The following is a 17,289-nucleotide window of genomic DNA, read 5'->3' as shown; positions in this document are numbered from 1 at the left end:
CGGCCCGATGAGCACCACCGGCGACCTGGTCGTCGACCGGGTCAGCTACCAGCCCGGGCCCCTACTGCTCGACGACGTGTCGGTGACGTTCGCCGCCGGCCGCGTCACGGCCGTCTCCGGGCCGAGCGGGTCGGGCAAGACGACGCTGCTCTCGATCGCCGGCGGCCTGGTCGCCCCCACCACCGGCTCGGCGACGTACGACGGCAGCCCGACGTGGCAGGGCGATGGCGACCCGCCGCCCGAGATCGCCTTCGTGCTCCAGGTCTACGGCCTGGTCCCCATCCTCTCCGCGCGCGAGAACGTCGCGATCGCGCTCCGCGCCCGCGGGACGTCGTGGACCGACGCGTCCGACCGTGCCGAGGCTGCGCTGGCCCGCTTCGACATCGCCGACCTCGGCGACCGCCAGGTGGAGGAGCTGTCCGGCGGACAGCTCCAGCGTGTGGCCTGCGCCCGCGGCCTGGTCGTCGGCGCCCCGGTGCTGCTCGCCGACGAGCCGACCAGCGAGCTCGACCAGGGCAACGTCTCAATCGTCCTCGACGCGCTCCGCGCCGAGGCCGAGCGCGGATGCGTGGTCGTGATCGCCACGCACGACCCCTCCATCGTCGACCTGGCCGACCACCACGTGGCGATCGACGAGGGCCGACTCGTATGACGTTGCGGCTGGTTGCCGGGTGGTGGGCCCGGCGGGGCACCCACCTGCCCGTCGCCGCTGCCATCGCCGTGGTCACCGCCGCGACCGTGCTCGCCGACGGGAGCGGGCGGCCCGCCCTCCTGGCCCCGCTGGTGCTGCTCGCCGCCGGGGTGCTCCCCGGAGCGGGCCTGGCCCTCGGCGCCGCCCGGAGGCAGGAGGCGGCCCTGCTTCGGCTGCACGGCCGCCGAGGGGTCGGCTGGGTGTCCGCGCTCGTCGCCGAGCCGCTGCTGACGGCGCTCCTCGGCGGCGTGGCGGGCGTGGCCGTGCCGCTGGCCCTCGGCGCCGAGGCCGCGTCCGCGGGACTGACGGCCGGGGTGTGGCTCGTCGCCACCGCCACGGTGGTCACGGCCATGGTCGTCGCGGTGCGCGGTCCCTTGACCGACCTGCTCCGTCCGGCCGCTGGGGAGCGGGCGCGCCGTGCCGGCACCGTGTCGGCGCTCGTGCCCGTGGTCGTCGCGGTCGCAGCGGTCGTCGTGATCCTGCGCCGGTCCTCGTCCGTCCCGGACGTGTGGGCCTTCACCGCCCCTGCGGTCGTCGGGCTCGCCGCCGGACTGCTGGCGACCGCGGTCGTGCGGTTGGTCGCGCGGCGGCTCGCGACACGTCCCGGCCTGGGGCCCTCGCTCGCCGGCCACCGCCTCGCGCTGCCACGTGCCTCGACCGGTCTGCCGGTCCTGGTCGGGTCGGCCGTGCTCCTCGGGTGCGCCGCCAACACGGCGCTGGCGGTCGAGGGCTGGGCGGACGACACCACCCTCGTCACGGCCCCGACGCCGCTCGTGGTGCCGTACGACGGATCGGCCGAGGAGCTGGTCACGGCGACCCGCGACGCGGATCCGGAGGGCCGGTGGCTGATGGCGGCGATCCGCGTCTTCGAGGACGAGCGGCCGATCTCGCGCCGGGTCTACCTCGACACCTCGCGCTACGAGCGCGTGGTCGGCGACGGGCTCGAGGGGACCGTCGCGACCCGCGGCTCCGCGCTGGTGACCGACCTCCGCGCCGCGGCTGCGGAGACCGACCCGGAGCCCGTCACCACCGGACGTCGCCTGACCGTCCGCCTCGAGCTCGACGGCCCCCGCCCCCGACCCCTGCGCCTCGACGTCCTGACGGTGAGCCCGACGGGGGTGGGTCGGCAGACCGTGTTCGAGCGCCCGGCGCCGGGCGTGCCGACGACGGTGTCGGCCGAGCTGGTCCGCTGCGAGACCGGCTGCCGGGTGACCGGTCTCGAGGTCGCCATCGGCTTCCCGTGCAACGACGACCGCTGGGCCCAGCCCCGGTGCCAGCGCCCCTCCCTGGACCTCACCACCCTCGACGTCGGCGGGCTCGACCTGCTCGCCCGCCCGTGGACGCTGGCCGAGCCCGACGACCGGCCTCCCGGGGAGGTCGCCGCCACGCCGGGTCGCCTCCGCGTCCGTCCGAGCAGCGCCGGCACCAGCTACCTGGCCACCGACCGCTCCCCCTGGGCGGCACCCGTCCTCGCGACCGACACCGTCGTGTGGCCCGACGGACCCGAGGCCCCCACCACCGGCGGCATGGCCCGACCCGCGCGCGTCCTGGGGACGGCGGACGCGCTGCCCCTGGTGGGCGCAGCCGGCACCGTCCTCGACCTCACCACCTCCTCCGTCGCCGGCACCGGCGCCGTGGCCCGGGCCGAGCCGCTGGTCCTGGCGCGCGGCGACACCCCGGAGGACGTGCTCGCCCGGGTCGGCACGCCGCGGCAGGGCTCCGAGCTCTCCCCGCAGGTCATCGAGGACGCCGACGAGGGCGTGGCCGCCCGGTTCGCCCTGCTGGCGGCCGGTGGCGCGCTGCTGGGGTTCCTGGCCGTCGCGCTGCCGGCCGCCCGGCTGCGCCGCGAGCGCACCCACGAGCGCGCGGTCCTCCGGCTCGTCGGCGTCCGACGCTCCGACCAGCGCACCGCCGGCCGCCTGGGCGTCGGGATCGTCTCCCTCAGCGCCGGGCTGGCGACCGTCGCCGCGACGCTCCTGGTCGTCGGCGCCCTCTCCGACGCCCTCCCCGTGCTGGAGACCGGTCCCGGACAGCTCCCCCTCGACACGGGTCCGCGTCTGCTCGCGATCCTCCTCGCGGGCGCCGTCGCGACGGTGCTGGCCGCAGTCACCACCTGGTGGACCGACAGCATCCCCGACCGGGCGAGCCTCCCCGCCCGGTTGCGCGAGGAGGTCACGCCGTGATCCGCGTGGCGCTCGACGGCCTGAGGTCACGTGCCCTGCTCTCGGTCGGCACTTTGCTCCTGCTGGTGGTGGCGCTGGGCTCTGCCGTCCTGGGCCCGTCCTTCGCCGCCGCCGTCGGCAACGCGTACGCCGTCACCCGACTCTCCGAGGAGCGCAACGTGCTGACGGGGCGGACGTGGGAGGTCCGTCCGAGCGCCTCGACGGACGACCCGTCGGCCCTGCTCGACGACGCCCTCGACCAGCTCGTCCTGCCGGACGACCAGCACGCCCCGACGGCCCAGCTGGAGACCGCGCGGGTGCTCGCCCCCGGGGCCCTCGGCGAGGTGATGCTGATGGCGAAGCCGGACGCGTGCACGCACCTCGACCTCGACGGTCGCTGCCCGTCCGCCCCGGGCGAGGTGGCGGTGCTGGCCGGTGACGCCGAGGAGGACGGGCACGAGCTCGGCGACCGCATCGACCTGGGCGAGCCGTTCGGCACGCTCACCCTCGTCGGCACCTATGCCTACCCGTCGGGCCCGACCGTCCCGGCCGAGCGGCGCGAGGCGCTGGAGGACTTCTGGTTCGAACCCACCCGGCTCGCGTCGGTGCCGGCCACCGTGGCCACCGGCACCGAGATCCCCCGCCAGCCGGCGCCCTACCTCGTCGCACCCGACCAGCTCGCGGGTCTCGCTCCGAGCCTGCTCCTCGTCCGGGTCGACAGCCGCATCGACGTGCCTGCCGACCTCGATGCCGCCGACCTGCCAGCACTGGCCGAGCGCGCCGCCGCGGACCCGGCCCCCCAGCAGCTCGAGGTCGGCACCGCCGCGGAGATCTCGAACAACGACCTCGACGGCATCGTCGCCGACGTCGACCGGGAACGGCGTGCGGCCCTGCTCGCCGTGGCCCCGGCCGTGGTCTCGCTCGTCCTGGTCGCGCTCGCCCTGCTCAGCCGCCTCACCTCGGCGGCCGGCGAGCTGCGGGTCCCCGACCTGGCCCTGGCCTCGCTGCGTGGCGCCGACCGACGCCGGACGTGGGTGCTCGCGCTGAGCGAACCGTTGCTCCTCGTCGTCGCGTCCGTGCCCTTCGGCGTCGCGGGTGGTGTCGCGCTCACCTGGGCGCTGGTGCGCGCCTGGCTGCCGGCGGGCGTGCCCGTCCCGCTGCCGGCGTACGTCGTGCTGGCGTGCGTCGCGGTCGTCGCCTGCGCGGTCGCGGTCTGCGTCGTGTCCACGCGGGCCGTCCTGGCCCGCAGCCTCGCCGACCAGCTGGGCGGACAGGCCCGACCCCGCCCGGCGGGTCGGCTCGCCGTGCTGGGTGCGCTGGCGCTGGTGGCGCTCACCGTCGTCCTCGTCGGCGCCGCCCTCACCCGTCCCGCCGGCGACGCCACCGACGCGGCGGACCTCGCGCTGCCGCTCCTCATCGCGGCCGTGCTGGGACTCGGCGCCGCCGGTGGGGCTCGCGCCGCGGCAGGGGCGCTCGCGCGGCGGCCGGCCCGCGGCGTCGCGGGCTTCCTGGCGGTGCGGGCCGTGGCGCGGCGCGCCGTCGGCACCCTCGTCGTGCTGCCGCTGACGATCGCGATCGCCGTCGTCACCTTCGGTGCCGGCACCTTCGACGCGGCGGGCGCGTGGCGGGCCAGTGTGGCCGCCACCCAGGCACCCGCCAGCACCGTCTGGGCCAGCGAGCTGCCGATGCGCGAGGCCGTGGCGCTCACCCGCCGCCTCGACCCCGACGGCCGGTGGCTCATGGCCACCGGCACCTGGAACGCCCAGGACGGCGTGTACGTCGTCGCCGACGCGCCGCGGCTGCCCACCGCGTCGCTGTGGGACCCGTCGTGGACCCCCGGCCACGGTGTCGAGGACGTGGTCGGCCTCATCACGCGCCCGTCCCCGCCGGCGCTGACGGGCACCCGCCTCCGGTTGGGCCTGGTCGTGCCCCGGGCCTCGGAGGAGGTCACCGTCGAGATGCGGCTGCGCACCGCCGACGGCGACACGTTCAACGCCTACGTCGGCCCGTTCCCGCCCGGCGAGACCGCCGCCACCGAACGCGTCCCGTGCGAGAAGGGCTGCACGATCGAGGGCCTCGCCCTCGCCGGGCCCGCCGGCCTGCCGACCGACCTCTTCGGCGACTACGCCGTCGGCCCGGTCGAGGTCGACGGACGTGACGCCTCCGACGTGCTCACCGACGGCGACTGGCACCTCGTCGGCGAGGGCATCACCCAGGCCGCCCAGGACGTACGGGTCACGGGCGCGGGCCTCGTGGTCACCGCCTCCGGGACCGGCAAGGCCGGCCTCACCTCCGGAGCCGGGGGTCTGCGTCCCGTGGTCGCCGGGCGCGAGGCCGTCGACCGGCTGGGCCGGGTCGCCGCCGGCGCGGCCACCTCCACGGTCGGCGGCCCGCCGCCGTCCGAGGCCGTGCTGGTCGCCGAGAGCGTCCCCTTCCTCGGTCCCGAGGGCGTGCTGATCGACTATGCCGTCCTGACGACCAACCGCACGGTCTACGAGGAGGAGTTCGAGGTGCGGGTGCTGGCCGCGGCAGACACCCCCGAGCGGGTCTCGACGGCGCTCGCGCGGCAGGGGCTGACGGTCGAGCGGTTGCACGCCCAGGAACGCGACCGCCTCGACGAGACGGCGTACGCCCTCGCCCTGCGCCTCTACCTCGTCGCCGCGGTGCTCGTGCTGCTGATGGCGGTGGCCGGACTCGTGGTCACCACGGCGATCCAGCTGCCGGGCCGCCGGATGGACGCAGCCGCGTTGAGCGTCGTGGGCGTACGACGCCGCTCCGTGCTGTTGGCGGTGGGCGTCGAGCAGGTCGTGGTGCTGGGCGCCGCCGCCGTCGCGGGCCTGCTCGCGGGCGCGGCCGCCCAGCTCATCGTCCTGGGTCGGATCACGCTGGGCCAGGTCGAGGAGGCGTCGTGGCCGCGGGTCGTCGCCCGGGTCGATCCCGCGCTGCTGAGCGTGACCGCGCTGGTCGTGGGCGTGCTGCTCGGCACGGTCGCCCTGCTGAGCGCCTGGGCGACCGTACGACGTGCCCGCGGGGCGTCGCTGCGGGAGAAGGCCCGCTAGGCCTCCTCGGCCAGCATCTCCGGGGTCAGGGACGACTCCGTGTCGGGGATGCCGAGCTCCTCGGCGCGCTTGTCGGCCATCGCCAGCAGGCGGCGGATGCGGCCGGCGATCGCGTCCTTGGTGAGGACCGGCTCGTGCAGCTGGCCGAGCTCCTCGAGCGAGGCCTGCTTGTGCTCGAGGCGCAGGTGACCGGCCTGACGGAGGTGGTCGGGGATCTCCTCGCCGAGGATCTCGAGGGCGCGCTCCACGCGCGCTCCGGCGGCCACGGCCGCGCGGGCCGAGCGGCGGAGGTTGGCGTCGTCGAAGTTGGCGAGGCGGTTGGCGGTGGCGCGCACCTCGCGACGCATCCGGCGCTCCTCCCAGGCCATGAGCGACTCGTGGGCACCGAGCCGGGTGAGGAGGGCGCCGATGGCGTCGCCGTCACGGATCACGACGCGGTCGACGCCGCGCACCTCGCGCGCCTTGGCGGAGATGCCGAGGCGGCGGGCGACGCCGACGATGGCCAGCGCGGCCTCGGGGCCGGGGCAGGTGATCTCGAGGGAGGACGAGCGGCCGGGCTCGGTGAGCGAGCCGTGGGCGAGGAAGGCGCCGCGCCACGCCGCCACGGCGTCGCAGCCGCCGCCGCTGACGACTGCGGGCGGCAGGCCGCGCACCGGGCGACCGCGCTGGTCGAGCAGGCCGGTCTGGCGGGCGAGGGCCTCGCCGTCCTTGGTGACGCGCACGATGTAGCGGCTGCCCTTGCGGATGCCGTTGCCCTGGACCATCACCACGTCGGACGGGTGCCCGTAGACCTCGGAGATGTCCTTGCGGAGGCGACGTGCGGCCGCGCCCGTGTCGAGCTCGGCCTCGACGACGATGCGGCCGCTGACGATGTGCAGGCCGCCGGCGAAGCGGAGCATCGAGGCCACCTCGGCCTTGCGGCAGCAGGTCTTGGTGATCTGGGTGGAGGCGAGCTCTGCCTTCACCTGTGCCGTCATAGCCATGGGGCGCATCCTGCCACGTGGGTCAACGACCCTCGGCGCGAACGGGTGAGGCTCGGGCGTGGGCGTGACTCAGGCCTCGTCCACGATCCGCCGGAACGCCTCGGCCAGCCGGTCGGGGTCGTGGCGCGGCTCCCCCGGGACGGCGATGTCGGCGACCACCAGACGGGCACCTCGACCGGCCACGTCCTTCTCCAGCCGCTCGTGGTCGTCGGCCAGCGCCGAGCTGTCGACCAGCACGGCGTGGACGGTGAGGTCGGGTGCGTGCTCGAACAGTGCGGCGAGGTGGTCGGCGGGACCGAAGCCGGTCGTCTCCCCCGCCTGCGCCTCCAGGTTGAGGACCACGACGAGCCGGCCGGCGGTGTCGGCCAGCGCGCGGCGCAGACCGGGCACCATGAGGTGCGGGATCACCGAGCTGAACCACGACCCCGGTCCCAGCACGACCCATTCCGCGGCGAGGATGGCGTCGACCGCCTCGGCGCAGGCCTGCGGGTCCTCCGGCACGAGGGCGACGGACTCGATGCGTCCTGCGGTCGTGGCCACCTCGACCTGGCCGCGTACGACGGTGACAGCCTCCGGCTCGGCCTCCTCGGCGCCGCGCACCCGCGCCGTGATGTCCATCGGAGTGGTCGCCATCGGCAGCACGCGCCCGTGGGCACCCAGCAGCCGCCCGACCCAGTCGAGCGCCCGCACCGGCTCCCCCATGAGCTCCCAGAGCCCGACGATCAGCAGGTTGCCGACGACGTGGCCGTTCATCTCGCCGCGGCCGGCGAACCGGTGCTGCAGGACGTCGGCCCAGGTGCGGCCCCACTCGTCGTCACCGCACAGGGCGGCGAGCGCCATCCGCAGGTCGCCGGGAGGCAGGACGCCGAACTCGCCGCGCAGGCGCCCCGACGAGCCGCCGTTGTCGGCGACGGTCACGACGGCGGTGAGGTCGTCGATGGTGAGGTCGTCGTGCAGCCGGCGCAGCGCCGACAGGGTCGCGAACAGGCCGTGACCGCCGCCGAGGGCCACCGCAGCCTGTGCGGTGTCGCGGGCCACGTCACTCCCTGCCGAGGTCGCGGTGGGCGGTGCTGACGTCGTAGCCGGACTCGCGGAGCAGCCCCGCGATCGCCTCGGTCATGGCGACGCTGCGGTGCTTGCCGCCGGTGCAGCCGACGGCGACCTGCATGAACCGCTTGCCCTCGGTGAGGTAGCCCTCGGCGACCGTCCGCAGGACGGGGAGGTACTGCTCGAGGAAGCGGCCGGCACCGGGCTGGGAGAGGACGTACGCCGACACGTCGGGGTCGCGGCCGTTCTGCGGGCGCAGCTCGGGGACCCAGTGCGGGTTGGGCAGGAACCGCATGTCGGCGACCCAGTCGGCGTCGACCGGGATGCCGTACTTGAAGCCGAAGCTGATGACGGTGACCTTGAGCCGTGTCGAGGCGGCCGTGCCGAACAGCTCGGCGATGCGGTCCTTGAGCTCGTGGACGTTGAAGTTGGAGGTGTCGAGCAGCACGTCGGCGTCGCCACGGATGTCGGCCATCACGCCGCGCTCGCGCTGCAGGCCGTGGAGGAGCCGGCCGCCGCCCTGCAGCGGGTGCGGCCGACGCGCGGCCTCCTGGCGACGCACCAGCACGTCGTCGGTGGCCTCGAGGAACAGCAGCGTCGTCGGACGGCCGGTCACCGGCTGGTGCCGGTTGGCCTGCAGGGAGTCGAAGAACGAGCCCGACCGCACGTCGACCACGACGGCGATCGGCTGGTGGATGCCGCGGCTGTCGTCGACGAGCCGCACGACGTCGCGCACCAGCGTCGGCGGCAGGTTGTCGACGACGAAGTAGCCGAGGTCCTCCAGCTCCTTGGCCGCGGTGCTGCGGCCGGCACCGGTCATGCCGGTGACGATGACGAGCTCCCCGGGAGTGGGCTCCACGTGTCAGTCCTCCAGGATCTCGCCGGTGGCGGTGTTGATCGTCGGCTCCTTGGGAGCAGTCTTGCGGGTCGCGTCGGCGTGCGCGACGGCGTCCTTGATCGCCGACGCGGTGCGCGGCCCGATGCCGGGGACCAGCGCGATCTGGTCGACGTCGGCCTCACGCAGCTTCTTGAGCGACCCGAAGTGCTTGAGCAGCGTCTTGCGGCGCACCTCGCCGAGGCCCGGCACGTCGTCCAGAGCGCTCTCGACCATCGACTTGGACCGCCGGCCTCGGTGGTGGGTGATGGCGAAGCGGTGCGCCTCGTCGCGGATGCGCTGCAGCAGGTAGAGACCCTCGCTGGTGCGGGCCATGATCACCGGGTCCTCCTCCCCCGGCAGCCACACCTCCTCGAGCCGCTTGGCCAGCCCGCACACGGGTACGTCGTCGATGCCGAGCTCGGCGAGCGCCTGCTGGGCGGCCGCCACCTGGGGCGGGCCGCCGTCGACGACGACCAGCGACGGGGCGTAGGCGAACTTCCGGGGCCTGCCCGTCTCGGGATCGACGAGCATGGGGCCGGAGTCGGTGGAGACGGTCTCGCTCCGGGCCTGCTCGTCGAGCAGGCGCTTGAACCGCCGGGTGATGACTTCGTGCATCGACGCGACGTCGTTCTGGCCGTCGACGCCGCGGATCACGAAGCGGCGGTACTCCGACTTGCGGGCCAGGCCGTCCTCGAAGACCACCATCGAGGCGACGACCTCGGTGCCCTGCAGGTTGGACACGTCGTAGCACTCGATGCGCAGCGGCACCTCGTCGAGCCCGAGCGACTTCTGGATCTCCTCCAGGGCGCGGTTGCGGGTGGTGAGGTCGCTGGCCCGCTTGGTCTTGTGGAGCGCCAGCGCCTGGGCGGCGTTGGAGGCGACGGTCTGCTGCAGGTCGCGCTTGTCGCCGCGCTGCGGGACCCGGATCGCGACCTTGCTGCCGCGCCGCTCGGTGAGCAGCTGCTCGAGCACCTCCCGGTCGGGCGGCAGGGCCGGGACCAGCACCTCGCGCGGGATCGAGTCCCCCACCTCATCGACACCGACGCCACCGTAGAGCTGGAGCAGGAACTCCTGGACCAGCCCGGGGGTCTCGCTGTCGTCCGAGCGGTCGGCGACCCAGCCCCGCTGGCCTCGGATGCGCCCGCCGCGGACGTAGAAGATCTGGACGGCGACCTCGAGGGGGTCCTCGGCGAGGGCGATGACGTCGGCGTCGGTGCCGTCGCCGAGCACCACGGCCTGCTTCTCCAGCGCCTTGGTCAGCGCACCGAGGTCGTCACGCAGCCGGGCGGCCTTCTCGAAGTCGAGCGCCTCGGAGGCGGCGTACATCTCCCGCTCGATGCGCCGGGTGAAGGCGGTCGTGTTGCCGGCCATGAAGTCACAGAAGTCGTCGACGATCGCGCGGTGCTCGTCGGGCGTGACGTTGCCGACGCACGGGGCCGCGCACTTGTCTATGTAGCCCAGCAGGCACGGGCGCCCGATCTGGGCCGAGCGCTTGAAGACGCCGTTGCTGCACGAGCGCATCGGGAACACGCGCAGGAGCTGGTCGACCGTCTCGCGGATCGCCCAGGCGTGGCTGTAGGGGCCGAAGTAGCGGGTGCCCTTCCGCTTGGCGCCTCGGCCGACCATCACCCGCGGGAACTCGTCGCCGACCGTGACCGCCAGCCACGGGTAGGACTTGTCGTCGCGGTACTTGACGTTGAAGCGCGGGTCGAACTCCTTGATCCAGCTGTACTCCAGCTGCAGCGCCTCGACCTCGGTGTCGACGACCGTCCACTCGACGCTGGCGCCGGTGGTGACCATCGTGGCGGTGCGCGGGTGGAGGTTGCCGATGTCCTGGAAGTACGACGACAGCCGGGGGCGCAGGCTCTTGGCCTTGCCGACGTAGATCACGCGGCCCTTGGCGTCGCGGAAGCGGTAGACCCCCGGCTTGGTCGGGATCGACCCCGGAGCAGGTCGATAGGAGCTCGGGCTTGCCACCCGGCAACCCTACGGGCGGCCCCCGACAGCGGTGCGGGAGACCTCAGGCCTCGGTGATCGAGTCGCCGTCCACGGTGATCTCGACCGGCGCGAGGGCGGCCGTCGCCGGCCCGGAGACCGGCGAGCCGTCCTCGAGGGAGAAGCGGCTGCCGTGGCACGGGCACGGGATCTCGCCGTCCCCGCTGGACTCGACGAGGCAGCCCTGGTGGGTGCAGACGGCGGAGAACGCCTTGAAGTCGCCCTCGGTCGGCTGCGTCACCACGACCTTGGCGTCGGCGTTGACGAAGCAGCCGCCGACCGGCACGGTCGACGCGGTCGCCAGCGCCGCGCCACCGCTCGGGGTCTCGGTGCCGTCGGCGCTGGGCTCGGACGGCGACTCGTCGCTCGGCGAGGGGGAGCTCGAGTCAGTGGCCCCGGAGGCCGGCGAGTCGTCGTCGGACCCGCAGGCGGCGAGGACGGGGACACCGACGGCGATCGCCGCCGATCCGGTGAGGGCGCGACGTCTGTTGATGGCGGTCATGGACCGACCCTAGCCAGCCGACCTGTGAGGAACCTGATACGTCAGGACGACTTCTTCGCCGCGGACTTCCGTGTCGGTGCCTTCTTTGCAGCAGTCTTCTTCGCCGGCGCCCGCTTGGTCGCGGTCTTCTTCGCCGGCGTCGACTTCGCGGCCACCACCGCCTGCCGCCGGGGTGCACCAGGCTGCTGGGCGCCCCGACCCTCGAGGATCGGGGCGAGGAACGAGCCGGTGTGGCTCTCCGCGACCGCGGCCACCTCCTCCGGCGTGCCCTCGGCGACGACCGTGCCGCCGCGCGACCCGCCCTCGGGACCCATGTCGATGATCCAGTCGGCGGTCTTGATGACGTCGAGGTTGTGCTCGATCACCAGGACCGAGTTTCCCTTGTCGACGAGGCTCGACAGCACGCCCAGCAGCTTGCGGATGTCCTCGAAGTGGAGGCCGGTCGTCGGCTCGTCGAGGACGTAGACCGTGCGGCCGGTGGAGCGCTTCTGCAGCTCGCTGGCGAGCTTGACGCGCTGCGCCTCGCCGCCGGAGAGCGTCGTCGCCGGCTGGCCGAGTCGCACGTAGCCGAGCCCGACCTCCTCCAGCGTCTTCATGTGGCGGGCGATCGCGGGCACCGCGGCGAAGAACTCGGCAGCCTCCTCGATCGGCATGTCGAGGACCTCGGCGATGGTCTTGCCCTTGTAGTGGACCTCGAGCGTCTCGCGGTTGTAGCGCGCGCCGTGGCACACCTCGCAGGGGACGTAGACGTCCGGGAGGAAGTTCATCTCGATCTTGATCGTGCCGTCGCCGGAGCACGCCTCGCAGCGCCCGCCCTTGACGTTGAAGGAGAAGCGGCCCTGCAGGTAGCCCCGCATCTTCGCCTCCGGGGTGGAGGCGAAGAGCCGGCGCACGTGGTCGAAGACCCCGGTGTAGGTCGCCGGGTTGGACCGCGGGGTGCGACCGATCGGCGACTGGTCGACGTGGATCACCTTGTCGACGTGCTCGAGTCCGGTGATCTTGGTGTGCCGGCCGGGAACGGTGCGGGCGTTGTAGATCTGCTTGGCCAGCGAGGTGTAGAGGATGTCGTTGACTAGCGTCGACTTGCCGGAGCCCGAGACGCCGGTGACGGCGGTGAAGACGCCGAGCGGGAAGCTGACGTCGACGTCCTGCAGGTTGTGCTCGCGGGCTCCGTGGACCGTGAGCTCGCGGCCCTTGGTGCGCGGACGGCGCACCGCCGGGACAGGGATCTCGCGGCGACCGCTGAGGTATTGCCCGGTCATCGAGTCGGGGTGGGTGAGCAGGTCCTCGACGGTGCCGGAGTGCACGACCTGACCGCCGTGCTCGCCGGCGCCGGGACCGATGTCGACCACCCAGTCGGCGACCCGGACGGTGTCCTCGTCGTGCTCGACGACGATCAGGGTGTTGCCGAGCTCCTTGAGCCGCAGCAGCGTCTCGATGAGGCGCTTGTTGTCGCGCTGGTGCAGACCGATCGAGGGCTCGTCGAGGACGTAGAGCACCCCCACCAGGCCGGCGCCGATCTGGGTGGCGAGGCGGATGCGCTGGGCCTCACCGCCGGAGAGCGAGCCGCTCGGCCGGTCGAGGGAGAGGTAGTCGAGGCCGACGTCGAGCAGGAACTGCAGGCGCTCCTGGATCTCCTTGAGCACCCGCTCGCCGATCTGGCGCTCGCGCACGGAGAGGTCGACGGTGCGGAGGTAGTGGGCGGCCTCGTTGATCGGCAGCGCACAGACCTCGGCGATGTTCTTGCCGCCCTGGTCGCGGGCGCCCAGCGTGACCGACACCGAGACCGGCTTGAGGCGGGTGCCGCGGCAGGCCGGGCACGGCACCTCGCGCATGAAGCCCTCGAACCGCTCGCGGCTGGTGTCGGACTCGGCCTCGCGGTGGCGGCGCTCGACGTAGGGGCGAACGCCCTCGAACGCGGCGTAGTAGGCGCGCTGGCGGCCGTAGCGGTTCTTGGTGACGACGTGGACCTTGGTCTTGTGGCCCTCGAGCAGCGAGGTGCGCGCCTTGGGCGTCAGCTGGTCCCACGGGGTGTTGAGGTCGAAGCCGAGCTCCTCGCCGAGCGCGTTGACGAGGCGGAGGAAGTAGTCGGCGACGTGGGCCCCGCTCCACGGGGCGATCGCGCCCTCGCCGAGGGTGGCGCCGGGGTCGGGGACGACCAGCTCGGGGTCGACCTCCATCCGGGTGCCGAGACCCGAGCACACGGCGCACGCACCGAAGGGCGAGTTGAAGGAGAACGACCGGGGCTCGAGGTCGTCGGTGTCGATGGTGTGGTCGTTGGGGCACGCCATCTTCTCCGAGAACTTCATCTCGCGCCCGGGGTCCTTGGCGTCGAGGTCGACGAAGTCGAAGACGACCAGGCCGCCGGCGAGGCCGAGCGCGGTCTCGACCGAGTCGGTGAGGCGACGCTTGGACGACTCCTTGACCGCGAGGCGGTCGACGACGACCTCGATGGTGTGCTTGAGCTTCTTGTCGAGGGTCGGCGGGTCGTCGAGGGTGTGGGTCTGGCCGTCGACGCGGGCGCGGCTGAAGCCCTGCTGCTGCAGCTGCCGGAACAGCTCGACGTACTCGCCCTTGCGGCCGCGGATCACCGGCGCGAGCACCTGGAAGCGACGGCCCTCCTCGAGCGCGAGGATGCGGTCGACGATCTGCTGCGGGGTCTGGCGCTCGATGGGCGCACCGCAGGTCGGGCAGTGGGCGCGCCCGGCGCGGGCGTAGAGCAGGCGGAGGTAGTCGTAGACCTCGGTGATCGTGCCGACGGTGGAGCGCGGGTTCTTAGAGGTGGACTTCTGGTCGATGCTGACCGCCGGGCTCAGGCCCTCGATGAAGTCGACGTCGGGCTTGTCCATCTGCCCGAGGAACTGACGGGCGTAGGCCGACAGGGACTCGACGTAGCGACGCTGGCCCTCGGCGAAGATCGTGTCGAAGGCGAGGCTCGACTTGCCCGAGCCCGACAGGCCCGTGAAGACGATGAGCGAGTCACGCGGGAGGTCGAGGGAGACGTCCTTGAGGTTGTGCTCCCGGGCGCCCCGGATGATGAGCTGGTCGGCCACAGTGGTCCTCGTTCTGCCTCGTTCTGGCGGTGACGATCTGGTGGGACGGAGTCGAACACATGTTCGTCCCGGGGCGGCGTCGCGCGCAAGCCGACGCACCGATCCACCCTCTCACGCACCACCGACAGCGGGCCCATCGTCCACCCGGCAGGGTGGACCGTGGGGTGCCCGTCGAAGTGGCACGATGGGCGGGTGATCGACGTCCCGAGACCCGACCCGGACACCATCGCCCGAGCCGATCGAGCGCTCGTCCGCACGGTCGACGCGCTCTCCTCCCCCGAGTATGCCGAGCCGTCCCAACTTCCCGGCTGGACCCGGGCGCACGTCGTGGCCCACCTCGCGCTCAACGCGGAGGGACTGGCCGGCGTGCTGCACGGGGCGCACGTCGGCCATCCGCAGCCGATGTACGCCTCCCCCGAGGCGCGCGACGCCGACATCGATGAGCTCGCCACCGCCGCGCCCGCCGACCTGCGCGAGCGCTTCCTGGCCGGCACCGCCCGGTTCGGTGAGGCGCTCGCCGCGATGCACGAGGCCGACTGGGACGGCCGCTTCGAGCGCACCCCCGGGGGGCCGGACTTCGCCCTGCGCAACGTCGTACTGATGCGGCTGCGCGAGGTCGAGATCCACCACGCCGACCTCGGCACCGGCTACACCGCCGACGACTGGCCCGACGACTTCCGGGCGATCCTGCTGGAGTCGATGACGAAGCGCCCCTACCCGGCGCCCTTCGACGTACGGCCCACCGACCTCGACCACACCTGGCACTACGGCGAGGGTGACCTCGGGACCGGCCCCGTCGTCACCGGTACGTCGGCGGCGCTGGGCTGGTGGCTCACCGGCCGCGGCTCCGGCGAAGGCCTCTCGTCCGACTCGAACGACCTCCCGGAGGTGGAGACATGGTGAAGCACGACAGAGGGGCCGGCGACTACACCGGCGACGTGTCGCCGGGCGGCGACCCCGACGTGCGCGTCCTCGGCGACTTCAGCGTGACCAAGGTCGCGGTGGACCCTGAGATGTCCAACAACTGCTACCTGCTGCTGTGCTCGGTGACCGACGAGGTCGTGCTGATCGACGCCGCCGCCGAGCCCGACCGGCTGCTCGAGCTGATCGGCGACCGCTCGCTGACCTCGATCGTCACCACCCACCAGCACTGGGACCACCACCGGGCGCTGGCCGCCGTCAAGGCCGCCCACCCGTCGGCGCACGTGGTCGCGGGCGCCCCCGACGCCGACGCCATCGAGGAGCAGACCGGGGTGCGGGTCGAGCGCCGGGTGGGCGCGGGCGACAAGGTGGCCGTCGGGCCCTGCGACCTGGTCGTCGTCCCCGTCGCCGGGCACACGCCCGGCTCGATCTGCCTCCTCCTCGACGACCCCGCGGTCGCCCCGTCCCCCCACCTGTTCACCGGCGACTCGCTCTTCCCCGGCGGCGTGGGGGCCACGTTCGGCGACGCCGACGCGTTCGCGCAGCTCATCAGCGAGGTGGAGACGAAGATCTTCGACCGGCTCCCCGACGACACCTGGTTCTACCCCGGCCATGGCGGCGACGGCCGGCTCGGCGACGAGCGGCCGCACCTCGCGGAGTGGCGCGAACGCGGCTGGTAGGCCGCTGGTGGGCCGAGCATCGACGGCCGTGGCAGTCTGGGGGCATGAGCACGCGTGAGCTGACCCTGGCCGACTTCGAGCAGACCGTGAGCGGTGAGGGCATCGTCCTCGTCGACTTCTGGGCAGCCTGGTGCGGCCCGTGTCGCCAGTTCGCCCCCGTCTACGAGAAGGCGTCGGAGGACAACCCCGACATCGTCTTCGGCAAGGTGGACACCGAGGCCGAGCAGCAGCTGGCCCAGATGGCGGCGATCACCTCGATCCCGACCCTGATGCTCTTCCGCGACGGGATCCTGCTGTTCAACCAGGCCGGCGCCCTGCCGCCGCAGGCCCTCGCCGGGGTGATCGAACAGGCCCGTGAGCTCGACATGGACGCCGTGCGCCAGGAGGTGGCCGCCGCGCAGGAGGCCGCCGCCAACACACCCCAGGACGAGGTCGGGCTCGACGAGTTCGCGGCCGCGCACAGCCAGGGCGCCTACGTCGTCGACGTCCGCGAGGACGCCGAGGTGGCGGGTGGCCGCGTCCCCGGCGCCGTGCACATCCCGATGAACGACGTGCCGACGCGGGTCGAGGAGCTGCCGACGGGCGTCCCGGTCTTCGTCATCTGCCAGTCGGGCAACCGCAGCCGCGCGGTCGTCGACCACCTGCGCGCGAAGGGCATCACGGCCATCAACGTCGCCGGCGGCACCGGCGGCTGGGCGAAGCGCGGGTGGCCGCTCGAGGCCTGAGCCCAGGCCCCGTCAGGTCATCCGCCGCAGGATCACCGGTCGCAGGTTGGTCGACAGGTGGGCGGCGAGCGCCACGAAGAACGCCACGTGCGCGCCCACGTGGAGGGGCAGCCAGGCGTCGTCGCCGGTACTGACGAGCACGAGCCCGCTGAGCGGCACGACGACGAGCAGCAGCAGAAGGGCACGCTCGGTCCAGTGGACCAGCCGTCGCTGGCCCGCGGACAGCTGCTCCGACCACGGGGGCAGGCCGGCGACCTTCCGCCACAGCGGTCGTACGACGCCCAGGCCCAGCACCGTGAGGCCCAGGAGCAGGTGCAGCTCGGCGAGGTCGAAGCCCCCGCCGAGCAGATCGTAGTCGTCGGCGCGGGCCTCGCAGGCCTCCTCGAGCCGGTCGAGGCGCTCCTCCTCGGCGTCGCTGGTGTCGCCACCGCTGCGGTCCTCGCCCGGGGGGTCGCAGTCGCCGTCGAGGTCGAGGAGGTAGCCGACCGTGAACTGGGCGGCGACGGCCAGCACGGTGAGCCAGTGCAGGACCTTCTGCGAGGTGCGGTAGCCACGCGCCTCCCCCGTCGTCGTCACGCCGCGATGCTAGGTGCT

At 73.5% G+C, this 17,289-nt stretch carries 13 protein-coding genes; 6 read left to right on the top strand and 7 right to left on the bottom strand.

The genetic code is table 11. From position 1 onward, the window contains the following. Positions 1–7 precede the first annotated feature (7 nt). The 3 genes from HOO61_RS15150 to HOO61_RS15140 are packed head-to-tail and all read left to right on the top strand — an operon-like array spanning position 8 to position 5,912. Positions 8–652, top strand: coding sequence for an ABC transporter ATP-binding protein (locus HOO61_RS15150; protein WP_172259773.1), 645 nt, complete (start codon positions 8–10; stop codon positions 650–652). Next, positions 649–2,874 carry a hypothetical protein gene (locus HOO61_RS15145; protein WP_172259771.1) on the top strand — a complete coding sequence of 742 codons (2,226 nt, stop codon included), beginning with the start codon at positions 649–651 and terminating at the stop codon, positions 2,872–2,874. Before HOO61_RS15150 ends, HOO61_RS15145 begins: the two co-directional genes overlap by 4 nt. Then, positions 2,871–5,912, top strand: coding sequence for an FtsX-like permease family protein (locus HOO61_RS15140; protein ID WP_172259769.1), 3,042 nt, complete (start codon positions 2,871–2,873; stop codon positions 5,910–5,912). Before HOO61_RS15145 ends, HOO61_RS15140 begins: the two co-directional genes overlap by 4 nt. Here HOO61_RS15140 and whiA read toward each other — a convergent pair. From whiA to uvrA, 6 genes are all read right to left on the bottom strand, one after another. Then, positions 5,909–6,895 carry a DNA-binding protein WhiA gene (gene whiA, locus HOO61_RS15135; protein WP_172259767.1) on the bottom strand — a complete coding sequence of 329 codons (987 nt, stop codon included), beginning with the start codon at positions 6,893–6,895 and terminating at the stop codon, positions 5,909–5,911. The genes HOO61_RS15140 and whiA overlap by 4 nt on opposite strands. 69 nt (positions 6,896–6,964) lie before the next feature. Then, positions 6,965–7,933, bottom strand: coding sequence for a uridine diphosphate-N-acetylglucosamine-binding protein YvcK (gene yvcK, locus HOO61_RS15130; protein WP_172259765.1), 969 nt, complete (start codon positions 7,931–7,933; stop codon positions 6,965–6,967). A 1-nt stretch (position 7,934) separates the two neighbouring features. After that, entirely contained in the window at positions 7,935–8,801 is an 867-nt protein-coding gene (gene rapZ / locus HOO61_RS15125; protein ID WP_172259763.1) for an RNase adapter RapZ, read from the bottom strand. A gap of 3 nt (positions 8,802–8,804) precedes the next feature. Beyond that, positions 8,805–10,796 carry an excinuclease ABC subunit UvrC gene (gene uvrC, locus HOO61_RS15120; protein ID WP_172259761.1) on the bottom strand — a complete coding sequence of 664 codons (1,992 nt, stop codon included), beginning with the start codon at positions 10,794–10,796 and terminating at the stop codon, positions 8,805–8,807. A 43-nt stretch (positions 10,797–10,839) separates the two neighbouring features. Further along, positions 10,840–11,316, bottom strand: a complete 477-nt coding sequence (locus tag HOO61_RS15115) for a Rieske (2Fe-2S) protein (RefSeq protein WP_172259759.1) — start codon at positions 11,314–11,316, stop codon at positions 10,840–10,842. Between the two features lie 41 nt (positions 11,317–11,357). After that, entirely contained in the window at positions 11,358–14,369 is a 3,012-nt protein-coding gene (gene uvrA / locus HOO61_RS15110; protein WP_172259757.1) for an excinuclease ABC subunit UvrA, read from the bottom strand. A 192-nt stretch (positions 14,370–14,561) separates the two neighbouring features. Here uvrA and HOO61_RS15105 point away from each other — a divergent pair, with 192 nt between their 5' ends. From HOO61_RS15105 to HOO61_RS24950, 3 genes are read left to right on the top strand one after another with little or no spacing between them, the layout of a single operon-like run. Continuing rightward, positions 14,562–15,272 (top strand): maleylpyruvate isomerase family mycothiol-dependent enzyme, encoded by a 711-nt coding sequence (locus tag HOO61_RS15105; protein ID WP_172259755.1) that lies wholly within the window; start codon positions 14,562–14,564, stop codon positions 15,270–15,272. Beyond that, a complete protein-coding gene (locus HOO61_RS15100; RefSeq protein WP_172259753.1) occupies positions 15,266–15,970 on the top strand; it encodes an MBL fold metallo-hydrolase in 705 nt (234 codons plus the stop codon). Before HOO61_RS15105 ends, HOO61_RS15100 begins: the two co-directional genes overlap by 7 nt. A 44-nt stretch (positions 15,971–16,014) precedes the next feature. Continuing rightward, positions 16,015–16,695 (top strand): thioredoxin domain-containing protein, encoded by a 681-nt coding sequence (locus HOO61_RS24950; RefSeq protein ID WP_172259751.1) that lies wholly within the window; start codon positions 16,015–16,017, stop codon positions 16,693–16,695. A gap of 12 nt (positions 16,696–16,707) precedes the next feature. Here the strand turns inward: HOO61_RS24950 and HOO61_RS15090 are convergent, their stop codons facing one another. Continuing rightward, on the bottom strand, positions 16,708–17,271 hold the full coding sequence (locus tag HOO61_RS15090; RefSeq protein ID WP_172259749.1) for a cytochrome b/b6 domain-containing protein: 564 nt from the start codon (positions 17,269–17,271) through the stop codon (positions 16,708–16,710). Between the last annotated feature and the right edge of the window lie 18 nt (positions 17,272–17,289).

The organism is Nocardioides sp. zg-1230 (genome assembly GCF_013155335.1).
GTDB lineage: Bacteria > Actinomycetota > Actinomycetes > Propionibacteriales > Nocardioidaceae > Nocardioides.
The sequence above is the reverse complement of the archived record's forward strand: the minus strand, read 5'-3'. Positions and strand labels throughout refer to the sequence as shown.

Bases quoted from the DNA above. Each gene is read 5' to 3' on its own strand.
- HOO61_RS15150 (WP_172259773.1), top strand. From the start codon at position 8: ATGAGCACCACCGGCGACCTGGTCGTCGACCGGGTCAGCTACCAGCCC.
- whiA (WP_172259767.1), bottom strand. From the start codon at position 6,895: ATGGCTATGACGGCACAGGTGAAGGCAGAGCTCGCCTCCACCCAGATC.
- HOO61_RS15100 (WP_172259753.1), top strand. From the start codon at position 15,266: ATGGTGAAGCACGACAGAGGGGCCGGCGACTACACCGGCGACGTGTCG.
- HOO61_RS24950 (WP_172259751.1), top strand. From the start codon at position 16,015: ATGAGCACGCGTGAGCTGACCCTGGCCGACTTCGAGCAGACCGTGAGC.
- HOO61_RS15115 (WP_172259759.1), bottom strand. From the start codon at position 11,316: ATGACCGCCATCAACAGACGTCGCGCCCTCACCGGATCGGCGGCGATC.
- HOO61_RS15145 (WP_172259771.1), top strand. From the start codon at position 649: ATGACGTTGCGGCTGGTTGCCGGGTGGTGGGCCCGGCGGGGCACCCAC.